General features: G+C 58.3%; 23 protein-coding genes. 13 read left to right on the top strand and 10 right to left on the bottom strand.

Features of this window, described 5'->3' with window-relative positions:
- Positions 1-57 precede the first annotated feature (57 nt).
- Positions 58-1,521, top strand: coding sequence for a glyceraldehyde-3-phosphate dehydrogenase (locus F7R20_RS05045; protein ID WP_003199666.1), 1,464 nt, complete (start codon positions 58-60; stop codon positions 1,519-1,521).
- Positions 1,522-1,705: 184 nt separating this feature from the next.
- Here F7R20_RS05045 and tcuC read toward each other — a convergent pair whose 3' ends face one another.
- Positions 1,706-3,004 (bottom strand): MFS transporter, encoded by a 1,299-nt coding sequence (gene tcuC / locus F7R20_RS05035; protein ID WP_003199667.1) that lies wholly within the window; start codon positions 3,002-3,004, stop codon positions 1,706-1,708.
- 269 nt (positions 3,005-3,273) lie between these two features.
- Between tcuC and F7R20_RS05025 the strand changes: the two genes are divergently transcribed.
- The gene (locus F7R20_RS05025; RefSeq protein WP_013692627.1) at positions 3,274-4,263 is read left to right on the top strand and encodes an FAD:protein FMN transferase; all 990 of its coding nucleotides are present in this window, start codon (positions 3,274-3,276) and stop codon (positions 4,261-4,263) included.
- 211 nt (positions 4,264-4,474) lie between these two features.
- On the top strand, positions 4,475-5,869 hold the full coding sequence (gene sthA / locus F7R20_RS05020; RefSeq protein ID WP_003183399.1) for a Si-specific NAD(P)(+) transhydrogenase: 1,395 nt from the start codon (positions 4,475-4,477) through the stop codon (positions 5,867-5,869).
- A gap of 42 nt (positions 5,870-5,911) precedes the next feature.
- Here the strand turns inward: sthA and F7R20_RS05015 are convergent, their stop codons facing one another.
- Both F7R20_RS05015 and F7R20_RS05010 read right to left on the bottom strand, forming a co-directional pair.
- On the bottom strand, positions 5,912-6,634 hold the full coding sequence (locus F7R20_RS05015; protein WP_003199672.1) for a glycerophosphodiester phosphodiesterase: 723 nt from the start codon (positions 6,632-6,634) through the stop codon (positions 5,912-5,914).
- Complete coding sequence (locus F7R20_RS05010; protein WP_003199673.1) at positions 6,631-7,227, bottom strand: PilZ domain-containing protein; 597 nt, start codon at positions 7,225-7,227, stop codon at positions 6,631-6,633. Before F7R20_RS05010 ends, F7R20_RS05015 begins: the two co-directional genes overlap by 4 nt.
- 94 nt (positions 7,228-7,321) lie before the next feature.
- On the opposite strand from F7R20_RS05010, the gene F7R20_RS05005 reads away from it, so the two are divergent.
- The 3 genes from F7R20_RS05005 (at position 7,322) to F7R20_RS04995 (ending at position 10,571) form a co-directional block, all read left to right on the top strand.
- Positions 7,322-8,572 (top strand): lipoprotein-releasing ABC transporter permease subunit, encoded by a 1,251-nt coding sequence (locus F7R20_RS05005; RefSeq protein WP_003199675.1) that lies wholly within the window; start codon positions 7,322-7,324, stop codon positions 8,570-8,572.
- 7 nt (positions 8,573-8,579) lie between these two features.
- A complete protein-coding gene (gene lolD, locus F7R20_RS05000; protein ID WP_162843734.1) occupies positions 8,580-9,263 on the top strand; it encodes a lipoprotein-releasing ABC transporter ATP-binding protein LolD in 684 nt (227 codons plus the stop codon).
- 63 nt (positions 9,264-9,326) lie between these two features.
- Positions 9,327-10,571, top strand: coding sequence for a lipoprotein-releasing ABC transporter permease subunit (locus F7R20_RS04995; protein WP_003199679.1), 1,245 nt, complete (start codon positions 9,327-9,329; stop codon positions 10,569-10,571).
- Between the two features lie 167 nt (positions 10,572-10,738).
- On the opposite strand, the gene F7R20_RS04990 is transcribed toward F7R20_RS04995, so the two are convergent.
- Both F7R20_RS04990 and F7R20_RS04985 read right to left on the bottom strand, forming a co-directional pair.
- Complete coding sequence (locus F7R20_RS04990; RefSeq protein ID WP_003199681.1) at positions 10,739-12,088, bottom strand: heavy metal sensor histidine kinase; 1,350 nt, start codon at positions 12,086-12,088, stop codon at positions 10,739-10,741.
- Entirely contained in the window at positions 12,085-12,765 is a 681-nt protein-coding gene (locus F7R20_RS04985) for a heavy metal response regulator transcription factor (RefSeq protein ID WP_003199682.1), read from the bottom strand. The genes F7R20_RS04990 and F7R20_RS04985 overlap by 4 nt, the downstream gene beginning before the upstream one ends.
- Before the next feature lie 157 nt (positions 12,766-12,922).
- Here F7R20_RS04985 and copI point away from each other — a divergent pair, with 157 nt between their 5' ends.
- Together copI and queF are read left to right on the top strand one after the other, a co-directional pair.
- Positions 12,923-13,468: a copper-resistant cuproprotein CopI gene (copI, locus tag F7R20_RS04980; protein ID WP_003199684.1), complete on the top strand. Its 546-nt coding sequence runs from the start codon at positions 12,923-12,925 to the stop codon at positions 13,466-13,468.
- 61 nt (positions 13,469-13,529) lie between these two features.
- Positions 13,530-14,360: an NADPH-dependent 7-cyano-7-deazaguanine reductase QueF gene (gene queF / locus F7R20_RS04975; protein WP_003199685.1), complete on the top strand. Its 831-nt coding sequence runs from the start codon at positions 13,530-13,532 to the stop codon at positions 14,358-14,360.
- A gap of 186 nt (positions 14,361-14,546) precedes the next feature.
- Here the strand turns inward: queF and F7R20_RS04970 are convergent, their stop codons facing one another.
- Positions 14,547-14,810, bottom strand: coding sequence for a DUF4404 family protein (locus F7R20_RS04970; protein ID WP_003199688.1), 264 nt, complete (start codon positions 14,808-14,810; stop codon positions 14,547-14,549).
- 109 nt (positions 14,811-14,919) lie between these two features.
- Positions 14,920-15,540 (bottom strand): hypothetical protein, encoded by a 621-nt coding sequence (locus F7R20_RS04965; protein ID WP_003199690.1) that lies wholly within the window; start codon positions 15,538-15,540, stop codon positions 14,920-14,922.
- A 202-nt stretch (positions 15,541-15,742) separates the two neighbouring features.
- On the opposite strand from F7R20_RS04965, the gene F7R20_RS04960 reads away from it, so the two are divergent.
- The 3 genes from F7R20_RS04960 (at position 15,743) to rssC (ending at position 18,441) form a co-directional block, all read left to right on the top strand.
- A complete protein-coding gene (locus F7R20_RS04960; RefSeq protein ID WP_003199692.1) occupies positions 15,743-16,432 on the top strand; it encodes an MlaA family lipoprotein in 690 nt (229 codons plus the stop codon).
- Between the two features lie 345 nt (positions 16,433-16,777).
- Complete coding sequence (gene rssB / locus F7R20_RS04955) at positions 16,778-17,959, top strand: two-component system response regulator RssB (protein WP_003199694.1); 1,182 nt, start codon at positions 16,778-16,780, stop codon at positions 17,957-17,959.
- Positions 17,959-18,441 (top strand): anti-sigma factor antagonist RssC, encoded by a 483-nt coding sequence (gene rssC / locus F7R20_RS04950; protein WP_003199696.1) that lies wholly within the window; start codon positions 17,959-17,961, stop codon positions 18,439-18,441. The genes rssB and rssC overlap by 1 nt, the downstream gene beginning before the upstream one ends.
- Before the next feature lie 204 nt (positions 18,442-18,645).
- Here rssC and tal read toward each other — a convergent pair whose 3' ends face one another.
- Both tal and dusA read right to left on the bottom strand, forming a co-directional pair.
- Positions 18,646-19,572 carry a transaldolase gene (tal, locus tag F7R20_RS04945; protein ID WP_003199698.1) on the bottom strand — a complete coding sequence of 309 codons (927 nt, stop codon included), beginning with the start codon at positions 19,570-19,572 and terminating at the stop codon, positions 18,646-18,648.
- A gap of 178 nt (positions 19,573-19,750) precedes the next feature.
- Positions 19,751-20,770, bottom strand: coding sequence for a tRNA dihydrouridine(20/20a) synthase DusA (dusA, locus tag F7R20_RS04940; protein WP_081352381.1), 1,020 nt, complete (start codon positions 20,768-20,770; stop codon positions 19,751-19,753).
- 102 nt (positions 20,771-20,872) lie between these two features.
- Here dusA and F7R20_RS04935 point away from each other — a divergent pair, with 102 nt between their 5' ends.
- Both F7R20_RS04935 and F7R20_RS04930 read left to right on the top strand, forming a co-directional pair.
- On the top strand, positions 20,873-21,991 hold the full coding sequence (locus tag F7R20_RS04935) for a tyrosine-type recombinase/integrase (RefSeq protein WP_081352382.1): 1,119 nt from the start codon (positions 20,873-20,875) through the stop codon (positions 21,989-21,991).
- Positions 21,992-22,112: 121 nt separating this feature from the next.
- Complete coding sequence (locus tag F7R20_RS04930; protein ID WP_081352383.1) at positions 22,113-23,258, top strand: DNA cytosine methyltransferase; 1,146 nt, start codon at positions 22,113-22,115, stop codon at positions 23,256-23,258.
- Positions 23,259-23,298: 40 nt separating this feature from the next.
- Here the strand turns inward: F7R20_RS04930 and F7R20_RS04925 are convergent, their stop codons facing one another.
- Positions 23,299-25,389: a Z1 domain-containing protein gene (locus tag F7R20_RS04925; RefSeq protein WP_081352384.1), complete on the bottom strand. Its 2,091-nt coding sequence runs from the start codon at positions 25,387-25,389 to the stop codon at positions 23,299-23,301.
- Positions 25,390-25,466: the final 77 nt, after the last annotated feature.

Genomic DNA, 25,466 nt, shown 5'->3' with positions numbered 1-25,466 from the left:
CGCATTGCTCCGCCGAGGACTCGGCGGCATAATGTAGCCCCTTTTTTCAGCCCCTACATGTGGAAGGTTACCGTGACTCAGAAGCCCGACCAGTGTCTTGGTGAATGGATTGATCGTGAAGCTCTCGCAGAAGCGATGATCCCTCTCATCGGTCAGCTCTACCGCAATAACAACGTGGTGAGCTCGATCTATGGCCGCAGCCTGATCAACCAGTCTGTCATCGCGATCCTCAAAGCCCACCGCTTTGCTCGCCACCGTTCTTCCGACGACAGCGAACTCTCCGTCCACGAAACATTCCCCCTGCTCAAAGCCATGAGCGAGCTCAAGCTCGGCGCGGCTTCGGTGGATCTGGGCAAGTTGGCGTTCAAATTCCGCAACGAAGGCAATGGCCGTAGCGCCGAGCAGTTCGTTCGTGAAGAGATGGCCGATGTGGTTGGCCAGCAGAACGCTTCGCCTCGCAAAGGCACTGACGTGGTCCTGTACGGCTTCGGTCGTATCGGCCGTCTGCTGGCGCGCATCCTGATCGAAAAAACCGGTGGCGGCGACGGCCTGCGGCTGCGGGCCATCGTGGTGCGCAAGGGCGCCGAGAACGACCTGACCAAGCGCGCCAGCCTGCTGCGTCGTGATTCGGTCCATGGTTCGTTCAACGGCACCATCATCATCGATGAAGAAAACAACACCATCCTCGCCAACGGCAACCTGATCCAGGTGATCTACGCGAAGAACCCGACCGAGGTCGACTACACCCAGTACGGCATCAAGGACGCACTGCTGGTGGACAACACCGGCGTATGGCGTGATGCCGAGGGCCTGGGTCAGCACCTGACCTGCCCGGGCATCGCCCGCGTCGTGCTGACTGCGCCTGGCAAGGGCAAGCTGAAGAACATCGTTCACGGCATCAACCACGGCGAAATCACCGCTGACGACAAGATCATCTCCGCTGCTTCTTGCACCACCAACGCCATCGTGCCGGTGCTCAAGGCAGTGAACGACAAGTTCGGCATCGTCAACGGTCACGTCGAAACGGTTCACTCGTACACCAACGACCAGAACCTGATCGACAACTTCCACAAGGGCGACCGCCGTGGCCGCAGCGCCGCGCTGAACATGGTCCTCACCGAGACCGGTGCTGCCACCGCCGCTGCCAAGGCCCTGCCTGAGCTGGCTGGCAAGCTGACCGGCAACGCGATCCGTGTGCCGACGCCGAACGTGTCGATGGCCATTCTCAACCTGAACCTTGAGAAAGCCGCCACCCGTGAAGAGATGAACGAGTACCTGCGCTACATGGCGCTGCACTCCGATCTGCACAAGCAGATCGACTTCGTCAATTCCCAGGAAGTGGTGTCCACTGACTTCGTGGGCTCGCGCCACGCCGGTGTCGTGGATGCTGAAGCCACCATCAGCCAAGACAACCGCGTTGTTCTGTACGTCTGGTACGACAACGAATTCGGTTACAGCTGCCAGGTGGTTCGCGTGATGGAAGACATGGCCGGTGTAAACCCGCCAGCATTCCCGCGCTAAGCCTTAGCCGCTTGTGAAAACGCCCCGACTTGTCGGGGCGTTTTTGTATCTGAAGGTTTGTGTTGGCTGGGCCGGCCTCTTCGCGAGCAGGCTCGCTCCCACAGTTGACCGAGTTGTTGCTGATGTATGCGGTCCAATGTGGGAGCGAGCTTGCTCCGGGCGGCGATCCGACGATAGCGATGTGTCAGGCGCCGCCGACGACTGAAGCTTGTGCAGTCCGCAGTGCATGCCGATTGCCCTTGAACAGCACCAGAGTCGCAATCAACCCCAGCACCGCCGCACCACTGAGCCATATCCCCGGTGCTGCCTTGTTGTCGAGCACATGAATCAGATACGTACAGGCTGCCGGGGTAAATCCGCCGAACGTCGCTGTCGCCAGGCTGTAGGCCAGGGAGAAACCGGTGGTGCGCACCTCGACCGGCATGATTTCCGTCAAGGCCACTACCATTGCACCGTTGTACGATCCATACAGGAATGACAACCACAGCTCGACGATCAGCAAATGACTGAAGCTGGGGTTCGCCACCAACCAGGACAGCGCCGGATAGGCGGTGAGGATCGCCAGGACAGTCGCACCGAGCAGCAGGGGTTTACGTCCGATCTTGTCGGAAAACGCCCCCATCACGGGCAGCCAGAAGAAATTCGACAAGCCGATGCACACCGTGACCAGCAGCGCATCCAGGTCCGACAGGTTCAGCTCGGCCTTGCCGAAGGTCGGTGTGTAGGCGGTGATCAGGTAGAACGACACGGTGGTCATCACCACCAGCGCCATGCCGGCCAAGACAATGCCGAAGTTCTGACCGATGGAGCGGACAATTTCCGACAGGCTGGGACGATGTTTTCTCGCTTGGAACTCAGGTGTTTCTTCCAGTGAGCGACGAATCACGAATATCGCCGGCACAATCATGCACCCCACCAGGAACGGTACGCGCCAGCCCCATTCGCCCATTTCCTGGGGGCTCAGCCATTGATTGAGGCCCACCCCCAGCAGGCCGGCAAACACCACGGCAGCCTGTTGGCTGGCGGATTGCCAACTGACAAAGAAACCCTTGCGCCCCGGCGTGGAAATTTCCGCCAGGTAAACCGACACGCCGCCCAGTTCCACGCCCGCGGAGAAACCTTGCAGCAATCGGCCCAGCAGCACCAGCAAGGGGGCCGCCACGCCCAGGGTGGCGTAGCCCGGCACGCAGGCGATCAGTATGGTGCCCATGGCCATCAGCGCCAGGGTGATGATCAAGCCTTTGCGGCGGCCGTGGCGGTCGATGTAGGCGCCGAGAAAAATCGCTCCGAGGGGACGCATCAGGAACCCGGCACCAAACGTGGCCAGGGACAGCATCAGCGAGGCGAACGCACTGTCGGCGGGGAAGAACGTCTTGGCGATGGCTGTGGCGTAGAAGCCATAGACCATGAAGTCGAACATCTCCAGGAAGTTGCCGCTGACAACGCGAAAAATCGCCTTGCCGTTGCTCGTTTGGGAAGACATGTGTAGGTACTCACTCTGGCAAATCTTGTATGGAAGCGCTGCGTCCCCTGCGGGAGCCTTGGTGCCTTGGAACCTGTGGGAGCAAAGCTTGCTCGCGATGAACGATGACGCGGTCTTGCTGCTAAACCGTATCGTCTGCATCGCGAGCAAGCTTTGTTCCCACAGGGCTCCATTGGCTCCCACAGTTTTTGCGTGCGCTGGAGTTCATAATGGCCGGCGCGGTTTTGAGGGGAGATGAAGATTTGTTAACTGGACGATGGATTGGGCTTATGGTGCTGGCCGGCGTGTTGTCGGGTTGCGGCAACGGCGACACCCTGGAACGCTTCGACGGCCCGACCATGGGCAGTCACTATTCCATTCAGTACGTCAGACATTCCGCCGGGCCCGCTGTGAAAACGGTGCAGGCCGAAGTGGAAAGCATCCTCGCTGAAGTGGATCGGCAACTCTCGACCTATCGCAGCGACTCGGACATCGAGCGTTTCAACGCGCTGCCGGCCAACAGCTGTCAGGTCATGCCTGGCCCGGTCCTGGAGTTGGTCCGCGTGGGTGAGCAGTTGTCGGTTCAAAGCGACGGCTCCTTCGACCTGACCGTGGAGCCGCTGCTGAACCAGTGGGGCTTCGGTCCCCAGTCCCGGGAAGAGAAAGTGCCGACCGCAGAAGCTTTGGCCCTGGTGCGCCAGCGCGTCGGCCATGGTCATTTGCGCATCGAGGGTGATCGGTTGTGCAAGGACGCTGCGGTGGAAGTCGACTTCAACAGTATCGCCGCAGGCTATGCCGTCGACCGCATCGCCGCCAGGCTCCAGGCCCTGGGTATCGACAGTTACCTGGCCGAAGCCACCGGCGAACTCAAGGCCGCGGGGCACAAGCCCGATGGTTCGGCCTGGCGCATTGCCCTGGAGGAGCCTCGGGACGACCGGCAAGTGGCCGAGCGTGTCATCGAGGTCGACGGCTACGGGGTTTCGACCTCGGGCGACTACCGTAAATATTTCGAACAGGGCGGCAGGCGTTATTCCCACACCTTTGATGCACGTACTGGTGCGCCGGTCCTACACAACCTGGCGTCAGTCACGGTGATTCATCCTTCGGCGTTGATGGCCGATGGACTATCGACGCTGTTGCTGATTCTCGGTCCTGAACGGGGTTGGGACTATGCCCAGAAACATGGCATCGGGGTATTTTTCGTGTTGCGCGATGGCAATCGTTTTGTCTCCCGTACCAACGATGCATTTGAACGGATCAGCAGCGGAAAAACCCAATGATGACAGCGCCCTGAAAGGTTACCTGTGGCGAAATAGCACAGGCAAAACTAGCCTACGACGCGACCAAGGGGTAATGTGCGCGGCGTTGACGCTTCTATAGACTGTGGCCGGGCTCGTGAACCGGCCCCAAATTGTTCCTTCATGCCGCAGGCCGGCATGATTTAGCCGTCGGTGCCAAGTGAGGCACAGCGGCCTGTTCTGAGGAGTACGCATGGCTGTCTACAACTACGACGTGGTGGTACTGGGCTCCGGCCCGGCGGGGGAAGGCGCGGCAATGAACGCGGCCAAGGCAGGGCGCAAGGTGGCGATGGTCGACAGCCGTCGGCAGGTCGGCGGCAACTGCACCCACTTGGGTACCATCCCGTCCAAGGCCTTGCGTCACTCGGTCCGGCAGATCATGCAGTTCAACACCAACCCGATGTTCCGGGCCATCGGCGAGCCGCGCTGGTTCTCCTTCCCGGACGTGCTCAAGAGCGCCGAGAAGGTGATCTCCAAGCAGGTGGCCTCGCGCACCGGCTACTACGCGCGTAATCGCGTTGATGTGTTCTTCGGCACCGGCAGCTTTGCCGATGAGCAGACGGTTGAAGTGGTCTGCGGCAATGGCGTGGTCGAGAAGCTGGTGGCCAAGCACATCATCATCGCCACCGGTTCGCGCCCGTATCGCCCGGCCGACATCGATTTCAACCATGCACGTATCTACGATAGCGACACCATCCTGAGCCTGGGTCACACCCCGCGTAAGCTCATCGTCTACGGCGCTGGCGTGATCGGTTGCGAATACGCCTCGATCTTCAGCGGCCTGGGTGTGCTGGTGGAGCTGGTGGATAACCGCGGCCAGTTGCTGAGCTTCCTGGACTCGGAAATCTCCCAGGCCCTGAGCTATCACTTCAGCAACAACAACATCACCGTGCGCCACAACGAAGACTACGACCGCGTCGAAGGCGTCGACAATGGCGTGATCCTGCACCTCAAGTCCGGCAAGAAGATCAAGGCCGATGCCTTGCTCTGGTGCAACGGTCGTACCGGCAACACCGACACCCTGGGCCTGGAAAACATCGGCGTGAAGGTCAACAGCCGCGGCCAGATCGAAGTCGACGAGAACTACCGCACGTGCGTGCCGAACATCTACGGTGCCGGTGACGTGATTGGTTGGCCGAGCCTGGCCAGTGCCGCTCACGACCAGGGCCGTTCGGCCGCCGGCAGCATTGTCGACAACGGCAGCTGGCGCTTCGTCAACGACGTACCGACCGGCATCTACACCATTCCGGAGATCAGCTCGATCGGCAAGAACGAGCAGGAGCTGACCCAGGCCAAGGTGCCGTACGAAGTGGGCAAAGCGTTCTTCAAGAGCATGGCGCGGGCGCAGATCGCCGGCGAGCCGCAAGGCATGCTGAAGATCCTGTTCCACCGCGAGACCCTGGAAGTGCTGGGCGTGCACTGCTTCGGCTACCAGGCCTCGGAGATCGTGCATATCGGCCAGGCGATCATGAACCAGCCGGGCGAATTGAACACGTTGAAGTACTTCGTCAACACCACGTTCAACTACCCGACCATGGCCGAAGCCTATCGGGTAGCGGCCTATGACGGGCTCAACCGGCTTTTTTGAGCGGCTCCGGCCGGTGGCCTGAGCCGGCCGGGGAGACCGATTTCAGCAATTCTCGAGGGTGGCAGTGGCCAAACCGGGAAAGTCTGTAATCAGGCTGTCAGCGCCAAAGTCGGCGAGCCTGCGCATCAGCGCGGGCTCGTTGACGGTCCACACCGACACATGCAGCCCCTGGCGCTGCGCCTTGATCAGGCGTTCCGGCGTGCACAGGGTCCAGTTCAGCGCCAGAATCTCGCAGCCGTAACTCTGGGCGACCTTCAACGGGTCGAGCCAGGCGTATTCGGCCACCAGTCCGCGGGAGATGTCCGGGGTCAGGTCCAAGGCTGCCTTGAGCACTTCCCGGGAGCTGGACGTGATGGTGATTTTGTCCAGCAGCCCGAAACGCTGGGCCATTTCGCGGATGCCCAGCACCGTGGCGGCGGCGCGGGTGCGCGAGGCGCTCTTGACCTCCAGTTGCCAGTGCTCGAAATCACACTTCTCGAACAGCTCCTCCAAGCGTGGGATCGGGCATGGCTTGATCCAGCCCGGGCCACCCTTGCGCGCATCGTAGGTCACCAGCTCGGCGGCGGTATGCTCCACCACCTTGCCCCGGCGATCGGTGGTGCGCTTGAGGGTCGGGTCGTGGATCACCATCAACTCGCCGTCCATCGAAAGGTGCAGGTCCAGCTCGCAACGGCGTACGCCGTGCTTGAGGCACTCCTGAAAGCCGGTCAGGGTGTTTTCCGGTGCTTCGCCCTTGGCGCCGCGGTGGCCATAAATGAGGGTCACGGTTCTTCCTTATTGATACCTGAGTCGTTCTGTTCCCGGGCCAGGCGACGCTCTTGCGCCTGTTTCTGCAGGATATAGCGGGCCAGCAACTGGCGCTGGGCGTCGGTCGGGCGTTCAAACTCGGTGCCGACGTCGAAGCCGTCGCCCTTGGGGTCGCAGTGGGTGACCCGTGCCCGCAGCAACAAGCCGAGGGCTTGCGGCATCAGCACCAGTTTGATCGACAGGTGGGTGCCGACCGCGATCGGCGTGGGGTGTTGGAAGTCGATGCCGCCTTCGGAAATGATCACCGGCTGCGGCTCGCCGATTTCGCCGAGCACCGTCAGGGCAATGACCTGGCTGAGCAGGTCGATGCGTTTGTTCATTGCCTTGAGGTATGCCGCGATGCTGCGTTCGCGCTCGCTGATCTGGCGCAGCAGGTGCTGTGACTCGAATTCGCTCAGGTGCAATTCACTGAGCAGATTGAACAGTGGAGAAGCATCCTGCAACACTTCCTGATCAGCAGCTTCAGGAATGGACAGGGGCCGAATTTCCAGTGCGATCGTGTCCTCGATACGGTAGTATTCGCGGCGATCTTCTTCATCTAATGTCGACATGGCGAACCCATGGTAGCGGCGGTGGTCTGAGTGTAAAGCTGGTTTGTGACCCCCGCCACAAGGACGTTCCTTTTCCCTCCGAACAAGCCCCGACATGTTCAGACCTCTCTTCGTATTTATCGGCACGCGTTATACCCGTGCAAAGCGTCGCAATCATTTCGTATCGTTCATTTCCCTGACGTCCATCATCGGGCTGGCCCTTGGCGTGGTCGTGATGATCGTCGTGCTCTCGGTGATGAACGGCTTCGACCATGAGATGCGCACCCGCGTGCTGGGCATGGTGCCCCACGCGACCCTCGAATCCGGCGAAGCCATCAGCGATTGGCCGAGCCTGGCCGCCAAGGTCAAGCAGAACCCGCAGGTGCTGGCCGTTGCGCCGTTCACCCAGATGCAGGGGCTGCTGACCAATGACGGCAAGGTGTCCAAGGTCTTGCTCAATGGCATCGACCCTGGGCTCGAGCGGCAGGTGTCGATCATCGACAACTTCATGCAACAGGGAAAACTCGATGACCTGGCGCCAGGCAGTTTCGGCATCGTCATCGGCGACAAGGCCGCGGCCAAGCTCGGCGTGGCCATCGGCGACAAGCTGACCTTCGTCGCCCCGGAGGTCACCGTGACCCCGGGCGGCATGTTCCCGCGCATGAAACGCTTTACCGTGGTCGGCATTTTCCATGTCGGCGCCGGCGAGCTGGATGGTTACCTGGGCGTCACCAATCTCCAGGACCTGGCGCGCCTGCATCGCTGGAAGCCGGACCAGGTCCAGGGCCTGCGGCTGAAGTTCGACGATCTGTTCCAGGCACCGCGCGTTGCGTGGACCATCGCCCAGCAGCTCGGCGAAGACCGTTACTACGCCCGGGACTGGACCCGTACCCACGGCAACCTGTACCAGGCGATCCGCATGGAAAAAGCCATGATCGGCCTGCTGCTGTTGCTGATCGTCGCCGTGGCGGCGTTCAACATCATCTCCACGCTGGTGATGGTGGTGAACGACAAGAAGGGCGACATCGCCATCCTGCGCACCCTCGGTGCCACGCCGGGGCAGATCATGCGGATCTTCATGGTCCAGGGCACGGTCATCGGCGTGATCGGTACGTTCGTCGGCGCTCTGGTCGGGATGTTCGCCGCGCTGAACGTCAGTGCCGCGATTGCCGCCCTCGAAGGCCTGATCGGGCACAAGTTTCTCAACGCCGACGTGTACTTCATCGACTACCTGCCATCGCAATTGCAGGCCGATGACGTGTTGATGGTCTGCGGCGCCGCGTTGGTCCTGAGTTTCCTCGCCACCCTGTATCCTGCCTGGCGTGCCGCGCGCACCCAGCCTGCGGAGGCGTTACGTTATGAGTGAGTCGGGCATGAGTGAAAAAGCAATCTTGAGCTGCCGCAACCTGGGCAAATCCTACGAGGAAGGTCCGGAGTCGGTGGTGGTGTTGTCGGGCCTGCAACTGGAGTTGCATCCTGGCGAGCGCGTGGCGATTGTCGGCACCTCCGGGTCGGGCAAAAGTACCTTGCTCAACCTGCTGGGCGGCCTGGATACGCCGACCGCCGGCAGTGTCTGGCTGGCTGGCGAAGAACTTTCGGCACTGAACGAGAAGGCCCGTGGCCTGTTGCGTAACCGTTCCCTGGGTTTCGTCTACCAGTTCCACCATTTGCTGCCCGAGTTCACCGCGCTGGAAAACGTCTGCATGCCGCTGTTGATCGGTCGCACGGCGATTCCTGAGGCCCGCCAGCGTGCCACGGCGTTGCTGGAGCGGGTAGGGCTGGGGCATCGCCTGGAGCACAAGCCGGCCGAATTGTCCGGTGGTGAGCGCCAGCGCGTGGCGATTGCCCGGGCCCTGGTCAACAAGCCTGGCCTGGTGATGCTTGATGAGCCGACCGGCAACCTCGACTCCCACACCGCCCAAGGCATCCAGGATTTGATGCTGGAGCTCAGCACGTCGATGCGCACCGCGTTCCTGGTGGTGACCCACGACATGAACCTGGCCCGGCAGATGGACCGCGTCCTGCACTTGCAGGAAGGTTGCCTGACGCCCATCTGACCGACCGAAACCCGGCGTTTGCTACACACGCCGGGTCTTTTATTTTTATACGGTGCCCCGCGAATGTTCAGACCGTTATCGATCTTTATCGGCACGCGCTATACCCGCGCCAAGCGCCGCAATCGCTTTGTTTCGTTCATCTCCATGACCTCGATGATCGGCCTCGCCCTGGGTGTGCTGGCGATGATCGTGGTGTTGTCGGTGATGAACGGCTTCCAGCGCGAAATGAGCTCGCGCATCCTCGGCATGGTGCCCCACGCCACTATCGTCGGCGTCAATCCGATCGACGATTGGCAGCCGGTGGCCGCCGCGGCGTTGAAAAACCCTGAAGTGACTGCCGCCGTGCCGTTTACCGAGATGGAAGGGATGCTGAGCCATAAGGGCTCGATGCAGCCGATCCAGATCAGCGGCGTCGACCCGGCCCAGGAAGGCAAGGTGTCCATCGTCGCCCAGCATATCGTCCAGGGGCGTCTCGATGCCTTGAAGCCGGGCGAGTTTGGCGTGGTGATCGGCGAAATCACCGCCCGGCGTTTTCGTCTGAATGTCGGCGACAAAATCACCCTGATCGTGCCGGAAGTCAGCACGGCCCCCGGCGGCATCACCCCACGGATGCAGCGTTTGAATGTGGTGGGTGTGTTCAAGGTGGGCGCCGAGCTGGACGGCTCCATGGCGCTGATCCACCTGGCCGATGCCGCACAGATGCAGCATTGGCAGCCGAACCAGGTGCAAAGCGTGCGTCTGGCGGTGAAGGACTTGTACGCAGCGCCGAAGGTCTCCGGTGACATTGCTACCGGTCTTGGCGCGGCCTACAAGGCCGACGACTGGACCCACACCCAGGGCAGCCTGTTCAGTGCCATGAAAATGGAAAAAACCATGATCGGCTTGCTGCTGCTGATGATCGTCGCGGTGGCGGCGTTCAATATCATCGCCACCCTGATCATGGTGGTGAACGACAAAGGCGCGGACATCGCGATCCTGCGCACCATCGGCGCCACGCCGCGGCAGATCATGGCGATCTTCATGGTCCAGGGCACGGTGATTGGCGTTGTCGGTACGCTGATTGGCGGCGTGCTGGGGGTGATCGCGGCGCTGAACGTCAGTGCGCTGGTGGGCTGGCTGGAACGGGTCAGTGGCCAGCACATCTTCAGTTCCGATGTGTATTTCGTCAGCAACCTGCCGTCGGAGCTGCAGCGCGGTGATGTACTGCTGATCTGCTCGGCCGGGTTCATTCTGAGCTTCCTTGCCACCGTGTACCCGGCGTGGCGTGCGGCGAAGATCGAACCGGCGCAGGCGTTGAGGTATTCCTGAAACGACACAGACCTCCGTGGCAGAAGGGCTTGCTGAAGATTCCGCTGTGGGAGCAAGGCTTGCCCGCGATGCAGACGACGCGGTCTGCGGGAGAAACAAGGCACCGGCATCGCGGGCAAGCCTTGCTCCCACAGATATGTTCCTTCGCCACAGGGGGGGCGTCGGGCTTAATCTCCCTTCGGTAATTCGATCAGGAACCGCGTCCAGCCATCGGCCGATTCACAGCGGATCTGTCCGCCATGGGCGCGGATGATCGAGCGGGTGATGGCCAGTCCGAGCCCCGCGTGTTCGCTGCTGCCCTCCTGGCGGGCTGGGTCGGCGCGGTAGAAGCGGTCGAACAGGCGCGGCAGCAAGTCCGCTGCAATCCCCTCGCCACTGTTTTCCACGCTGATGTTCACCCCTTGAGCCTCATCGACAATTCGCACCCGTACTTCGCCGTCAGCGGGGGTGAAGCGCAGCGCGTTGTCCAGCAGGTTGGAAAGCGCCCGGCGCAACATGTTGCGGTCACCCTCGATGCGGCCATCGCCCTCGCGGCTCAGGCGTACGTTGGTGTCTTCGGCCAGCGGCGCGAAGAAGTCCAGCAGCACGTCCACTTCCTCGGCCAATTGCAGCGGTTCGCGATTGAGCGCCAGCAGGCCGTGGTCGGCCTTGGCCAGGTACAGCATGTCGTTGACCAGTTGCGCCATCCATTGCAGTTCTTCGAGATTGCTGTGCAACGCCTCGCGGTAATCCTCCAGGGGGCGTTCGCGGGTGAGGGTGACCTGGGTGTGGGTCAGCAGGTTCGACAGCGGCGTGCGCAATTCATGGGCAATGTCGGCAGAGAACGCAGAGAGTCGCTGAAACGCATCGTCGAGGCGTCCGAGCATGGCGTTGATGCTGTGGGCCAATTCCGCCAGTTCGGCGGGCATTTGCTCCTCCGGCAGTCGGGCGTTGAGTGAGCGGGCCGAGACACTGCCGGCAATGGCGCCCATGCGCCGCAAGGGGCGCAAGGCCCGTCGGGCGGCCCAGGCGCCGAGCAAGGCAGTGGCCAGGGCCGAGAGACCGACGGTCAGCCAGATCAAGCGCTGCATGCGTTGCAGGAAGTGCTGGTGATGGGTGATGTCCAGCAGCAGGGTCAGTTGCGGCGAGTCGGCTCGATCGGGATACAACGGCGCATTCAACACCCGGTAATCGGTGTCGGCATCGTTGAGGGTCGACAGGCCGGGCCGCTCTGGCAATTGAGCGGGAATCCGGATCGAGCTGTCGTACCAGCGCACACCATCGCTGCCCTTGATGCGCAGCGCCAGGTCGGCCTGACGGCTCAGTTCATCCTCCAGGCGGGCCTGGGTCTGCTCGGCGTCGAGATCTTGCAGGGCCCGGCGCAGGCCGATCAGCTTGCCTTCGAGCAGTTGCTGGTCCAGCTCGATGAAATGCGCCTCGCTGCCACGGCTGAACAACACCCCGGCAAACAATGACACCACGGCAGTGCAGGCGGCGAACAGCAGCGCCAGGCGGCTGCTCAGTGACCACCGCCTCACAGGCTGCGCTCTTCAAGCACATAGCCCATGCCCCGCACGGTATGGATCAGTTTGCTGGGGAAGTCATCGTCAATCTTGATTCGCAGGCGTCGTATCGCGACTTCGATGACGTTGGTGTCGCTGTCGAAATTCATGTCCCAGACCTGGGACGCGATCAGCGATTTGGGCAGCACTTCGCCCTGGCGGCGCAGAAGCATTTCCAGCAAGGCGAATTCCTTGGCGGTGAGGTCGATGCGCCGACCGCTGCGTTCGACGCGACGGCGGATCAGGTCCAGGCGCAAGTCGGCCAGTTGCAGGCTGGTTTCCTGCTGTGTCGAACTGCCTCGACGCAACAGGCTGCGCACCCGTGCCAGCAACTCGGAAAAAGCAAAGGGCTTGACCAGGTAATCATCGGCGCCCAGCTCCAGGCCGTGTACCCGATCCTGTACCGCATCCCGCGCGGTGAGAAACAGCACCGGTGTATCCAGCCCGGCGCCACGGACGGCTTGCAGGATCTGCCAACCATCGCGGCCGGGCAACATCACGTCGAGGATCAGCAAGGCGTATTCACCGCTCAAGGCCAGTTGCTGGCCGGTGATGCCATCGGCCACCAGATCGGCGTTGAACCCGGCTTCGCCCAGGCCCTGGCGCAGGTATTGGCCGGTTTTGGTTTGGTCTTCGACGATCAGCAGTTTCATGGGCAGCTCAGGGCATGGTTTGAACGTGGGCGTTATACCGCGGCGGCCGGGGTCGTGGCACAACCTGACAGAGTTGTAATGCAACTGTCAGTCAATTGGCAGCCGCACCGATCTAGAGTCTTGGGCAAGTTGAACCTTACCTTGTCGGAGTATGAACATGTTGATGGTAAACCGTCTGATCCTGGCCGCCTCTGCGTTGGTATTGAGTACCTCGTTGTGGGCATCGCCCGGTGCGCACTTTAATTTCGGCCAGCCCGCACCGGCGGCCAAGGCCAGTCGCACCATCGAGGTGGTGATGGGCGACATGTCGTTCAATCCCGGTGCGCTGGATATCAAGGCAGGCGAGACGGTGCGGTTCGTACTGATCAATAAAGGCCAGTTGTTGCACGAATTCAACCTCGGTAACGCCGCGATGCATGCCCAGCACCAGCAGGAAATGCTCAAGATGCAACAGAGCGGCATGTTGACGCCAACCGGGATGAAGCCGGGAATGGACCATGCTTCGATGAATCCGGCCTCGATGGAGCACGGTGGCAAAGACGGCATGATGGGCCACGACGACGCTAACAGCGTGCTGGTTGAGCCGGGCAAGTCCGCCGAGCTGACCTGGGCTTTTGGCAAGGCTACACGGCTGGAATTTGCCTGCAACGTCCCCGGTCATTACCAGGCCGGGATGAAGGGCGACCTGACAGTCAGTCAGTAAGCACTCAAAGGCTGCGGCAAAGGCTGATAGAATCGGCTGATTCTTCAGTCAGGTTTCCGTCATGCATCCCGCAGCCGAACATTCGCCGCTGGGCAAATCCAGCGAATACATCGCCACGTACACGCCGTCACTGCTGTTCCCGATCCCGCGCACGGCGAAATGGGCGGAACTGGGCCTGACGGCCGAGACCCTGCCGTACAAAGGCGTGGATTTCTGGAACTGTTTCGAGCTGTCCTGGCTGTTGCCGTCCGGCAAGCCGGTGGTGGCCATCTGTGAATTCGCGATCCCGGCGGATTCGCCGAATATCATCGAATCCAAATCCTTCAAGCTGTACCTCAACTCCTTGAACCAGACCCCGTTTGCCGATACCGCGAGCCTGGAAGCGACCCTGCGCCAGGACCTGTCGGCGGCTGCCGGCAAAGCAGTGGGCGTGCGGATCCGCAGCCTCAAGGATGTGGAGCGTGAAGGCATCGTGGCATTGCCCGGTACGTGCATCGATGATCTGGACATCAGCGTCGACTCTTACGCGCACCCGCGTCCGGAGCTGCTGCGTTGCGATGCTTCGCGCATCGTCGAGCAAAGCCTGCACAGCCATCTGCTCAAGTCCAACTGTCCGGTGACCAGCCAGCCAGACTGGGGCAGCGTAGCGGTGGAATATCGCGGCGCGGCCCTGGACCCGGCCAGCCTGCTGGCCTACATCGTCAGCTTCCGCCAGCATTCGGATTTCCATGAGCAATGCGTGGAGCGGATCTTTCTCGACCTGCAGCGCTTGCTCAAGCCAGAGAAATTGACGGTGTACGCGCGGTATGTGCGTCGGGGCGGGTTGGATATCAACCCGTATCGCAGTACTGAAGACGTTCAACTGCCAAACCATCGCCTGGTCCGCCAATAAACGTTCCTTGTGAAAGTGAGCTCTTGTGGGAGCGAGCTTGCTCGCGATGAGTCCGGTACATTCGACATTGATGTCAGCTGACACACCGACTATCGCGAGCAAGCTCGCTCCCACAGGGATTGCATTGCAGGTCGTGAAACTAAAAAGCCCCGCTAGCGATAGCAGGGCTTTTTGCATTTAAAGGGTTCAGATCCCCATATTGCCCAAGGCTTGCACGATGTTGCGCAAGGTCCCGGCAAGGGTAGGGTGTTCCACCTCGAAGCGCTCGACAGCCAGGTTCACATTGTCGGCGAGGTTGTTGTCCGGTGCTTTGGTTTCCAACTCAAGCTCAAGTTCGATCTTTTGCATCAGCGCGTGCAGGTCATCGCGCTCGATTTCGGAAAGCGGTGGATTCTGGTCCAATTGCTCGCGCAGTTTGTTGAGCTGTTCTTGCAATTCGCGGGCAGGCATTGGCGTACTCCCTTTATTGATAGGCACTGCCATGGACCGCGACGCCGGGTCAAAAGTCCATGGCCTACCTTAAGAGTAATCTACCCTCGTGTTCCCTGCATGATCCCGGTCATGGCTTCTCGCCTTTGAGTCGGCGCAGGCTGATGTCCGCCAGGCAGGTGTCGAGTTCGCCCAGGTGATCGATCACCGAATGCACCCCCAGGCCGAACAATTGCACGGTGGCCTTGGCGCGCTTGGTTTCCCGTTCCTGTTGGCTCAGCGCCTGCCATTCGCCAGGCGTCAGGCCACACAGCGAGCCGCAGGACGCCAGGCCGATGGTCCACAAACCGGCGTTGAGCCCTGACTGCAACAACCGGGGTTCGCCACTGACCAACACGCAACCGTCCAATTGCTGGACGTTCAACGCCATCAGCGCCTGCCAGCAGGCATGTGGCGCCGGCCAAGGATTATTTGTTGCAGGAAGTTGCGGCGGTTCGATCCATGTCGGCAATGAAGCCGCCAGGGCATGGCTGACGGCAGGTGGCAATTCGTCGAGCCAGGCGCAGGGGATTTCCTGGAGCTGCAAGTGGTGCAAGCTCTCCAGGGCGCCAAGTGTTGGCTGTGCATGCTCATCCGGCGCTGCCCCTGGCTGACGGATGCGCGCGCCGAAGTCCACCAGACATCCGCTCAGGCCAAACAGTACCGCGGTCAGGCTGGGGGCGGGGAGGGGCAGGGCTTCGGGGCGGGGCATGGGAACGTCCTTGAAATAACCAGCAGCCTAAAGGGCCTCGATGACAGTCCGGTGACAGTGAAGTGAAGGGTGCCAGTCGTGGAAACGTCCTACGGCCTACTTGTTTTTTCGGTGCTGCCTATCCACGCGTTCCGTCTTATACTAGCCACCTTACCGCCTGGGCTCGGCGCCCTTGCCTGATTAATCCAAGGAGTTTTCCCCTATGCGCTGGAGCCATCGTCTAGCTCAGCTGTGTTTGTCTGCCAGCGTAGTGCTGGTTCCGTTCGCTGCCCAGGCCGCCACGGAAGAAGATCCTTGGGAAAGCATCAACCGTCCGATCTTTACCTTCAACGACACCATTGATACCTATGCGCTCAAGCCACTGGCCCAGGGTTATCAATACGTGACGCCGCAGTTCCTCGAAGACGGCGTCCACAACATGTTCCGCAACATCGGTGACGTGGGCAACCTGGCCAACAACGTGCTGCAGGCCAAGCCGGCCGCGGCCGGGGTCGACACTGCCCGGTTGATCTTCAACACCACCTTCGGCCTGCTGGGCTTCTTCGATGTGGGCACCCAGATGGGCCTGCAGCGCAGCGATGAAGATTTTGGCCAGACCCTGGGCTACTGGGGGCTGGGCAGCGGGCCGTATGTGATGCTGCCGCTGCTGGGGCCAAGCACCCTGCGTGACGCCCCGGCCAAGCTGGTCGATGACTACACGGCCCCGTATCGTTATATCGATAACGTCTCGGTGCGTAACTCTATTCGAGGCCTGAACGTCGTCGACACCCGCGCCAGCCTGTTGTCGGCCGAGAAGATGGTGAGCGGCGACAAGTATGTCTTCATCCGCAACGCCTACCTGCAAAACCGCGAATTCAAGGTCAAGGACGGCCAGGTCGAAGACGATTTTTAATTCCGACCAGTAAAACCACGAAGGCGGCCCAAAAGGCCGCCTTCTGTGCTTTGGCGTCGTGTTTGAGCGGGTTTGATCCTTCCATTGAGTTACGCTTCGCTCGGTTCTTATAACTCTCTGGACTTTGACAAATAAAGACGGCAAGCGGCTATCTGCCTGAGCTTGAAACGCCCCGCGGATGGGAGTACCGTCTGCGCCTTAGAAGGGCACCTCTGATGTAGCTGTGTGTAGGGCAAAGGCCTGAAACCGGTACGACAGAGAGGCTAGAAAGCGAATCCAGTAGTGCGTGCAAGGCCAGACGGCCCAGCCCGCTACGCCAACCTAATTCTGGCGCCGTTTGCCCACATGCCAAAAACCAGTGCCACGCTGCTGATAATCGATGATGACGAAGTGGTGCGAGCCAGTCTCGCAGCCTACTTGGAAGACAGTGGTTTCAGCGTCCTGCAGGCCAGCAATGGCCAACAGGGTCTTCAGGTATTCGAGCAAGACAAGCCCGACCTGGTCATCTGCGACCTGCGCATGCCGCAGATGGGCGGACTCGAACTCATTCGCCAGGTCACCGAGCTTTCCTCGCAGACCCCGGTGATCGTGGTTTCGGGCGCGGGCGTGATGAACGACGCGGTCGAGGCGTTGCGCCTGGGCGCGGCGGATTACCTGATCAAGCCCCTTGAAGACCTGGCGGTGCTCGAGCACTCGGTGCGCCGGGCCTTGGACCGTTCGCGTCTGTTGGTGGAAAACCAGCGTTACCGCGAGAAGCTGGAAACCGCCAACCGCGAACTGGAAGCCAGCCTGAACCTGTTGCAGGAAGACCAGAACGCCGGGCGCCAGGTGCAGATGAACATGCTGCCGGTCAGCCCTTGGGCCGTCGATGATTTCCGTTTTGCCCACCAGATCATCCCGTCGTTGTACCTGTCGGGCGATTTCGTGGACTATTTCCGGGTCGACGAGCGGCGAGTGGCGTTCTACCTGGCGGACGTTTCCGGCCATGGTGCTTCTTCGGCATTCGTCACGGTGCTGCTGAAGTTCATGACCACGCGCCTGTTGTTCGAGTCCAAGCGCAATGGCACGCTGCCAGAGTTCAAGCCTTCTGAAGTCCTTGGGCATATCAACCGAGGCCTGATCAGTTGTAAGCTGGGCAAACACGTCACAATGGTCGGTGGAGTCATCGACGAGGAGACGGGTTTGTTGACCTATAGCATCGGCGGTCACCTGCCTTTGCCTGTGTTGTATACGCCAGACAGTGTGCGTTACCTGGAAGGGCGTGGTTTGCCGGTGGGCCTGTTCAACGAGGCCACCTACGAAGACCACGTACTGGAATTGCCGCCGACATTCAGCCTGACGCTGATGTCTGATGGCATTTTGGACCTTTTGACAGAACCTACACTCAAAGAGAAAGAAGCGGCCTTGCCTGAACGGGTGAGCGCAGCGGGCGGCAGCCTGGAAGGCTTGCGTCAAGTGTTTGGATTAGCCACGCTAGGGGAGATGCCGGATGATATCGCCCTGTTAGTGTTGAGCAGGAACCTTTGATGAGTACCGGTAGAATCCAGTTCGCCGAGCAGGACGGCACCTTTGTCCTGAAGTTTGTCGGTGAAGTGCGCCTGACCCTGTGTTCGGCGCTGGATGCGACTATTGAGCGGATCTTCACTTCGTTGAATTTCAACGCCATCGTGATCGACCTGACCGAAACCCGCAGCATCGACAGCACCACATTGGGCCTGCTGGCCAAACTGTCGATCCTGTCGCGGCAGAAGGTCGGCCTGCTGCCGACTGTCGTCACCACCCACAACGACATCACCCGTCTGCTGCAGTCTATGGGCTTCGACCAGGTGTTCAACATCGTGGGCGACCCTGTGCCGTGCCCGGAATGCCTGGACGACCTGCCTGACCAGGACCAGTCCGAAGAGGAAGTGCGGGTCAAGGTGCTCGAAGCCCACAAGATCCTGATGGGGCTCAACGATTCCAATCGTGAAGCCTTCCATGACCTGGTGAATGCGCTGGAAGGGCCTTGATCCCTGGATTTTGCTTAGGCTGACCGGCCTCATCGTCGGAACGCCGCCCGGAGCAAGCTCGCTCCCACATTGGAATGCAGTCACCTGTGGGAGCGAGCTTGCTCGCGATAGCGTTTATCGATCCGCCACATCCCTCAGGACAAGCCACATAAAAAAGGGCGAACCCACCAAGGTTCGCCCTTTTTGCATGCCTTGTGAATCAGCTCAAAGCTTGGCTTGCAGCAACGCCTCCAGCTTCTCCTGGTCCCGGGCAAACTGACGAATGCCTTCGGCCAGTTTCTCGGTCGCCATGGCGTCCTCGTTGGACAACCAGCGGAACTGCGCTTCATTGAGGATCAAGCGCGCCTCCCCGGCTTGCCCTGGCGCCAGCTTGCGCTCCAGCTTGCCTTCGTCGGCGGCCAGTTTTTCCAGCAGGTCCGGGCTGACGGTCAGGCGGTCGCAGCCGGCCAGTTGCTCGATCTGGTTGAGGTTGCGGAAGCTCGCGCCCATGACCACGGTCTTGTAGTCATTGGCCTTGTAGTAGTTGTAGATGCGTGTCACCGACTGCACGCCCGGATCATCAGCGCCGGTGTAGTCGTTGCCATTGGCTTTCTTGTACCAGTCGTAGATACGGCCCACGAACGGCGAAATCAGGAACACCCCGGCATCGGCGCAGGCGGCGGCCTGGGCGAAGGAGAACAGCAAGGTCAGGTTGCACTGGATGCCTTCACGCTCCAGTTGCTCGGCGGCGCGAATGCCTTCCCAGGTGGAAGCGATCTTGATCAGCACGCGCTCGCGGCCAATGCCGGCCTTTTCGTACAGATCGATCAGGCGATGGGCACGCTTGAGCATGGCCTCGGTGTCGAACGACAGGCGCGCGTCCACTTCAGTGGAAATACGCCCTGGGATCACTTTCAGAATTTCTTGCCCGACCGCCACGGCAAAACGGTCGCTGGCCAGGCCCACATCGCCCTTGCAGTCCGCCACACAGGCGTTCAGTTGCTCGGCATAACCTTGAATGGCCGAGGCCTTGAGCAGCAGGGAAGGGTTGGTGGTAGCGTCCACGGGTTTGACGCGGGCGATGGCCTCGAAGTCGCCGGTATCGGCCACGACGGTGGTGAACTGTTTGAGTTGTTCCAGCTTGGAAGTCATGAGCGTGCTCTGTCCTATGGGTCCGTTGACATTACCCGAGGGCCGGCAGCCACTCAAGGGCGTGAAGGGGTATCGTCGGGCCCCAGCGGCAACAACCTGAAAACGGCTGTTTGAAAGGCCGGGGCGGTATCGGTAGATACGATGCCAAAACAGCGCGCAGGTTCAAAGCAAGTGACGGTTAACGCCCTTCCAGCAATTGCCCCGCCTGATCCAGCAGCGCCAATGGATCCTTGGTCTTGTGAATATCCACCGACAACAACTGCCGAAACCGCCGCGCCCCCGGGAACCCGGTGCCCAACCCCAGCACATGCCGAGTGATGTGATGCATCGCCCCACCCGCGGCCAGATGATCGGCGATATACGGCCGCAACTGCGCCAGCGCCTCGGCCCGGGTGATGACCGGCGCGGTGCTGCCGAACAGTTGCTGATCCACTTCGGCCAGCAGATACGGGTTGTGATAAGCCTCGCGCCCCAGCATCACGCCGTCGAAGGTCTGCAAATGCTCGTGGCACGCCTCCAGCGTCTTGATCCCGCCGTTGAGCACAATCTCCAACTCCGGAAAATCCGCCTTCAACCGCGCGGCCACGTCATAACGCAGCGGCGGGATGTCGCGATTCTCCTTCGGCGACAACCCCTCCAGAATCGCAATCCGCGCATGCACGGTAAAACTCGTGCAACCGGCCTCACGCACCGTCCCGACAAACTCACACAACTGCTCGTAACTGTCCCGCCCATTGATCCCGATGCGATGCTTGACCGTCACCGGAATCGACACCGCATCGCGCATGGCTTTCACACAGTCAGCCACCAAACCCGGATGCCCCATCAGGCAGGCGCCGATCATGTTGTTCTGCACCCGATCGCTGGGGCAGCCGACGTTGAGGTTCACCTCGTCGTAGCCGTGCTCCTGGGCCATACGGGCGCAGGCGGCCAAGTCGGCTGGGACGCTGCCGCCTAGTTGCAGGGCTAGCGGGTGTTCGGACTCGTGGTGGCGCAGGAAACGTTCGTGGTCGCCGTTGAGTAGCGCGCCGGTGGTGACCATTTCGGTGTAGAGCAGGGCGTGCTTGGAGAGGATGCGTAGGAAGAAGCGACAGTGGGCGTCGGTCCAGTCCATCATCGGGGCGACGGAGAAGCGCCGAGACAGCTCTTTGCGGGATGATCCAGTGTTTACGGGGGCTTCAGGTTTTTCTAAATTCATTGATACTGATCTTTTATACAGCGGTTTTTACCCATTTTTCCTTGTTTTCGGATAGCGGTTGCTACATTGTAGCAACCGGTCTCGGCAATGTAGCAACTGGATATGGGCACGATCACATCACGCAAGCGCAAGGACAATTCGACGGCCTATACGGCGCAGATACGGATTAATCGGGACGGGAAGACAGTTTATCAGGAAAGCCAAACCTTCGACCGGAAGCAGGTGGCTCAGGCATGGATCAAGCGACGGGAGACGGAGCTGGCCGCGCCAGGTGCTATCGAGCGTGCGAACCGGAAGGGGGTGACGATCAAGAAGATGATTGAGCAGTACCTGGACGAGTACGAGAAGATTCGGCCATTGGGGAAGACCAAGCGAGCGACCCTGACGGCGATCAAGGAGACTTGGCTGGGAGAGATCGATGATTCGGAGCTAAGCAGTCAGAAGCTGGTGGAGTTCGCACAGTGGCGGATGAGCAAAGAAGGCGGTGGTGTCCAGGCGCAGACGGTAGGCAATGATCTCTCGCACTTGGGAGCGGTGCTGTCAGTGGCCCGGCCTGCCTGGGGCTATGAAGTGGATCCGTTAGCGATGCCTGATGCGCGGAAGGTGTTGCGTAAGCTAGGCATGGTGAGCAAGAGCAAGGAACGAAACCGACGGCCTTCATTGGAAGAGCTAGACAAGCTCATGGCGCATTTCTTTGAAATGCAGGAGCGCCGCAACGCCCAGATCGACATGCCGAAGGTGATCGCCTTTGCGCTTTTCTCGACGCGCCGACAGGAAGAAATTACGCGGATCCGCTGGGATGATCTCGACGAGTCTCGGCAGTCTGTCCTAGTGCGCGATATGAAGAACCCCGGACAGAAGATCGGCAATGATGTGTGGTGCTACTTGCCAGATGAGGCTTGGACCATTCTGCAGAGCATGCCGAAGGTCCAGCGGGAGATATTTCCTTACAACGCTAAGTCGGTATCGGCCTCATTCACGCGGGCATGTCCGATGCTTGGCATCGAGGATCTCCATTTTCATGATTTGCGACATGAGGGGGTAAGTAGATTATTTGAACTTAATTGGGATATTCCAAGAGTTTCAAGTGTGTCAGGACACCGAGATTGGAATTCATTAAGAAGATATACTCATCTCAGAGGTAACGTAGATAGCTATAAGAATTGGAAATGGTTGGAGCGGGTCTGCAAGCATCCTTCAGCTCCACCTACAAATGGTTAATGAGATCATTAATAATGATTTGGCTGATCGCTTTCGGTCAGTCTGTAGGGCTGTAGCGATGTCAATTTTTCGTGACTTTTTAGCTCAAAATGCTATTTTGACGCCATCTTAGGAGGCGTCAATGCGAGTCGTGGATCTTTTTTCGGGGTGTGGGGGGATGAGCAAAGGTTTCGAATCCGCTGGATTCGAGCTGGCGCTGGGGATAGAGAGGTGGGCACCTGCTCGAAAGGTGTACGAGGAAAATTTCCATCATCCGGTTATCGACCTTGATTTGGCGTCAACTGTTGACGCCGCTGAAGCGATCCAGCCCTTCAGGCCTGATGTGCTCATTGGTGGGCCACCGTGTCAAGATTTCTCTGCTGCGGGCATGCGAATAGAAGGGGATAGAGCCAATCTAACTTTGTCATTCGCAGAAATAATCTGCAAAGTTAAACCTAGGTGGTTTGTTGTTGAAAATGTAATTGGGCTACGAACCAGCAAGGTTTGGGAGCGTAGCCGCGATTTATTAAAAGATGCGGGATACGGAGTTACAGAGTCCGTATTAAATGCGTCTTTTTTCGGCGTTCCGCAGAATAGAAAACGATTTTTTGCTGTCGGTCGAATTGGGCGTGATGATGGCTTTTTGAGTGACTACCTTGAGCAGGGCAAAGCTGAGCGCCCGCTGACAGTTAGGGATTATTTGGGCGATGAATTAGGGGTCGAGTTTTATTATCGGCATCCTCGCAATTGGGGAAGAAAGGCAATCTACTCTATAGACGAACCTTCAGCCACCATACGGTCCACTAATCGACCGGTAGCGCCGGGATACAAACCTCATCCTGATGATGCTGGATGTAATACTGTCGCAAAAAAACTATCCCCAAAACAACGTTCCAGGCTGCAAACATTTCCTCACGACTTTAAATTTGTCGGTACGGATACCAGTCAAGATATGATGATAGCGAACGCTGTCCCGGTGAATTTGGCAAAGCATGTAGCTAGCGCAATTCTGCGGTGTGAGAAGGATCTCTTGGCTGAAAAAGAGGAGCTGTTTAAGGGGTGGCTGTATTCGCAACAAGGCTACACCAATAGAACGATTAGTAATGTGTTGTCGCGGATAAACAGAGTTGAAAAAATACTGCAGATAAATTGTGTTGGCGCTAATGCCGCTGGTGTAATAGAGCTGCTTAAAAAGTCAGATCAATATAAGCAAACCAGTTCTAGTGTGAGGTCTCAGCTTAAAAAAGCTTTATTCTTGCGAAGTGAATACATAAACAATTTTGGTTGAAAGTTAGAGGTAGCGAGATGTGATCGCTACCTCAACTTAATTAAGAAGCGTATAAGCAAGTGCTAGTTTCGGTCGGTGCTACCAGTACTGGCCACCAAAATGGCATCTGACCTGTCCAATCTTTACCATTCTGTCGCAAAAGTACTAAAGCAGGCTCCTTCCTGGTTCTAGCCAGCAGATCTCGAATAGCCTTACCGCCAACTATTGACTCACCTGACTTGTCTTTTGACTTTAAGCCAATGTCCCGGTCGGTAGCGACTAAGATTTTTACTTTGTTGTTTGCGCTTTTGCTATAATAGCTGAGTAGTCCACTCATTGCCTCCCATTGAAACTTGCTTAAGTGCTCTAAGGATATGGCTTTTTGAGCTGTTGCAATAAGTCCCAGAGCTTCATCCAGCGTAATTTCGGAAAGTAAAGTTTTGTCTTTATAATTTTCCAGTGCTTGGTCTAGCTTCGCAAGTGCAGAGCTTGCTAATGTTCCCGGTTTTGTATCAAAGCCCTGTGGCAGCAAATAACCTGATGGCCTCACCGAGATCACTTCGCTCATTGCAACCTTGCTAGGTGAGCACGGGGTAATACCTGATTTTGAGTTGTTCTCTATAAAAATAACGGCCGAATCTTGTCCTTGCTTTTCGAATGCTTCACGTAAAGCAGTATCGGAGTGATGAATCAGCTTTAGACGAGTGAAGACAGATTGGGATGTATAGAAACGTGTCACCGCTAGATCATTTTCTGGGCGCGCGCCATACATCCGGGAGTGCTGGAGTACGGTGTCGGCCTGCATTCTCTTGGGGTTCCTGCCATAGAAGAATGAAATCAGTGAGGGGATGGTAATGCCCCTATCGAGCAGGCTGCCTCCGATAAAAATGTTAGCTTGTACCCTTAAATTTAATTCGGCAGTTGCAGGGTCAAGAAGTGAGGCAACCTGAGAATCAGAGTTTACGACTTGTACCAGATGATCTCCATCTGCTAGCAAAAGCTTTAAAGCAGCATAGCACGTAGATTTGTCTAAAATCTCGCCACTTTGCCAATTAACGGACTCCGCTAAATCCCCAAAGCAAATTTCGAAAAGCTCCTTAAACTCGATTGCATCAACATCCGCGGCTTGCTCGAAGGCAACGATAATATTGTTTACGTTTTTGTCTTGAAGATCATGAGCGGAGCGCTGCGTATCGTTGTGAATGATCATCGAGTATTTTGACAGGGTTTCGCCTTTAGCGGATTGTTGCTGGCGGCGTATGGTTGTCGCTAGCAAAAACGTTAATACGGCTCTCCTGAGGGTACTGATGCTCTCGGTTGTCCATATATCAGCGAGTTCGACATGGGTCGAATGCTTTGGCCTCAATGCATTTTGTTCGGATTCCGGTACTTCGATAAAGAGCTTGCTTCTATAGTCGTTTAGGCCGTGATCACCAAAGTAATGATCTCCACCTACATATGCTGAGTGGATCGGTAGTAATTCAGTGAAGTGTGGTTTTTTAGGGAGATATACAAAAGGATCGTATGACTCTGGTTGAAGATAGAGGGCGTAAGGCGTAGCAGTTACTTGAAGGAAAGAAATTTTCGGAACTTGCATTCTTAACTTATCAAGTTGTAGGGCAATGGAACCCTGTTCAAGCTCGCTCCGACCTTTCCGTTTTGCAAAGCGTACACTTGCCATATCTGCTTCGTCATCGACAAGCAAAACTTTTTTGTCTTTCAGGTCGGGATGTTTGTCAAAGAAAGATATAACCCTCTCCAGATTTTTTATCTCTTTCTTTGCCACGATGATGATTTTCTTTTTTAAGTCGGGGCGAGTCAATTTTGTTAAATTCATGATATCGAAGATTATTATTTTCTCTTCGTCGATGAATGTCTTGAAATCTTTGCTGATTCGACTTACGGTTTGCTGAGCTAACGTTTTAGTGCCCTTGGTTAGGACTAAGGAAATGTCATAACCCTCATCAAATGCTTTAGCGATAATACCAAGAAATCCGCCGGTTTTACCGGACTGTATTTTACCTAGGAGCATCCCAGGTTGGTCCATTGATGTGCCACTTGCTGCAAGCTTGGTCACTACATTATGAATACATTGTGTTAGAAGGGCATTATCGTTGCGTTCTGCGCTCAGGCGTCCGTAAAAGCTTTGCATTGGCACTCTATCCCTTTGGTGGGACGTAGAAACTGGATTGCTTCACGTCCTGGATGTGTTGGGTGATTGGATCCTAA

It is taken from the genome of Pseudomonas brassicacearum subsp. brassicacearum (assembly GCF_008801605.1).
Taxonomy (GTDB): Bacteria; Pseudomonadota; Gammaproteobacteria; order Pseudomonadales; family Pseudomonadaceae; genus Aquipseudomonas; species Aquipseudomonas brassicacearum.
This window is presented reverse-complemented; position numbering and strand designations above follow the sequence as displayed.